The 2364-nt window shown below is 38.2% G+C and carries 3 protein-coding genes; 1 reads left to right on the top strand and 2 read right to left on the bottom strand.

Annotated features, from left to right (window positions below; translation table 11 throughout):
• Positions 1–91: 91 nt before the first annotated feature.
• Together WB217_RS15250 and WB217_RS15245 are read right to left on the bottom strand one after the other, a co-directional pair.
• Entirely contained in the window at positions 92–241 is a 150-nt protein-coding gene (locus tag WB217_RS15250) for a hypothetical protein (protein WP_423994090.1), read from the bottom strand.
• Positions 242–423: 182 nt separating this feature from the next.
• Positions 424–1968 (bottom strand): DHA2 family efflux MFS transporter permease subunit, encoded by a 1545-nt coding sequence (locus WB217_RS15245; RefSeq protein ID WP_423994089.1) that lies wholly within the window; start codon positions 1966–1968, stop codon positions 424–426.
• 184 nt (positions 1969–2152) lie between these two features.
• Here WB217_RS15245 and WB217_RS15240 point away from each other — a divergent pair.
• On the top strand, positions 2153–2364 hold a 212-nt coding region (locus WB217_RS15240; RefSeq protein WP_423994088.1), incomplete at its 3' end, for a TetR/AcrR family transcriptional regulator.

The raw sequence follows: 2364 nt of genomic DNA, 5'->3' as shown, positions 1-2364 counted from the left end.
CAACAGTAAAAAATAAGCTGGGCAATCCTGTCCGGCTTATTTTTAATTTTGATCTATATTCAAGCATTTAAATTACTAATTAGCCGAATAATCATTCTTCATACTTATCATCACGGATATGTTCATTTAAGAGTGGATTTTCTGTTGTTGCAAAATTTACCGATTGCAGGCTGAGTTCTTTATCTAATCCATATAATTTTGCTTCGGCATCCTTAGTAGTAGATTCTTTCTTTCTATCCACTTCGAATTCCCCCTTCTTACATAAGATTTGGATTGCAATACTGGCTGAAATGAATATGGAAGTATAAAAATTTTTATTTAGAGGTAGGTTTCCCATTCTCCTAAAACATATGAACTGTGGATATAATTACATATTCGAATTGAAGAACATGAAAAAACCCCTGGAAACCAGGGGTTTGAGAATTAATTTTCCGCTAATTCGGCAGTTGATTTTTGGCTTGCAGGTTCTCTGCCAATTGTATCCTCTGCCTGTTTAGCTCGTTTAATAAAGAATGCCAAAATCAAAGCTACCAATGAAATAAATACTGTTACAAAGAACGCATCATTGATTCCTTCCATCATCGCTTTCATGGCGATTTGATGTTTCATTTCAGCGATTGCCGCTGCTGTAGGCTGTGCGCCAGCTGCAGATGCATGTTTCATTGCTTCCTCTGCTATCTCTTTACCATGAACTTCTGCACGATTAGACATAACTGTAACCAATAAAGCAGTACCGATTGCGCCGGCCACCTGCTGCATTGTGTTGTTCATTGCTGTACCGTGTGGATAGTAACGAGTAGGCAGCTGGTTCAAGCCATTTGTGGAAACAGGCATGTTGACCATAGACATTCCGAACATTCTTAACGTATAAAGAATGATTAGCTGTGTGTAAGTCGTTTCCAGCGATAGCTTGCTGAAATAGTAACTTGTGATAACGGTAATGGATAATCCGATAATCGCTAAAGCTTTCCCACCAAACTTGTCAAATAATCGACCAGTGATTGGTGACATAATCGCCATTGCAATGGCACCTGGAAGCAGCATAAGTCCTGCATCCAATGGTGATATGCCGCGTACTGTCTGAACATAAATCGGCAATAACAGCATACCTGAGAACATTGCCATCGTTACTACCATAGAAATAGCAGATGACAAAGCGAACATCGGATATTTATATATCCGGAAATTAAGCATTGGATTATCTTGATTTAATTGACGTAAAATAAACCAAATTAAAGCTATAACACCTGCAATCAGTGTTCCATATACATGTGGACTATCCCAGCCCTTTGATCCTGCTGAGCTGAAGCCATAGAGTAATCCTCCGAAACCAATACTTGAAAGGATGAGTGAAAAAAGGTCCAATCGCAAATTAACTTTTTCTTTTTTATCCTTTAACATGAAAAAGCCCAATAAAAGTACTGTAGCAGCGATGGGCGTGATGACATGGAAGAGCATGCGCCAATCATAGTGCTCAATAATCCAGCCTGAAAGAGTCGGGCCAATCGCAGGTGCGAACATAAGAACTAGTCCGAATACACCCATTGCCGCTCCCCTTTTTTCAATCGGAAAGCTAACTAGCATGACGTTCATTAATAAAGGCATCATGATCGCCGTACCTGAAGCCTGAATCATACGGCCTGCCAATAATACCGGAAAGTTGTGCGCTACACCGGCAATAATTGTACCTGCGGTAAAGAGTCCCATAGCAGTTATAAACAAGCGCCGGACAGAATACTTTTGGATTAAATATGCGCTAAGTGGAATCATGATCCCGCTGACTAACATAAAACCTGTCGTAAGCCACTGGACTGTAGATGGTTCTATTTCCAAATCTGCCATAATGGATGGCAAAGCAATATTCAACAATGTATTGTTCAAGAAAGCGATAAAAGCACCGACAATCAATACCGCAAGAATACCGTATGGCGGTCGATCAGGAGCATTGAATTTTTGTGTTTGCTGCATTAAATTTCCCCCTATGAAGTTTTAAATCTTTATTATTTCTCCTTTTGCATAAACAATAGCATATACCATCGGTTCATTTTTTGCAACCATTAAAAATCCCCTTTGTTAAGGGATTTGTTTAATTAGAAAATTTAATGTAATATATTTTTTATACAGGCGGTCTAATCGAAAGCATGGTGATTAAATGAACGACAGAAAACAGCTTGTCATTGATAAAGCACACGACTTATTTATTGAAAAAGGTTACCAAGCCACTTCTTTACAGGAAATTCTGGAATACAGCGGAATATCAAAAGGTACCTTTTATAATTATTTTTCCTCTAAAAATGAGCTGTTAATAGCAATCTTTAAAAACACTTATCAAAAAATAGAAAAAGAACGTCAAGAATTGATAGC

The sequence above is a fragment of the Mesobacillus sp. genome (assembly GCF_049588175.1).
GTDB lineage: Bacteria > Bacillota > Bacilli > Bacillales > Cytobacillaceae > Mesobacillus.
Note: the sequence above shows the minus strand (reverse complement) of the source record. Positions and strands in the feature narration are given on the sequence as shown.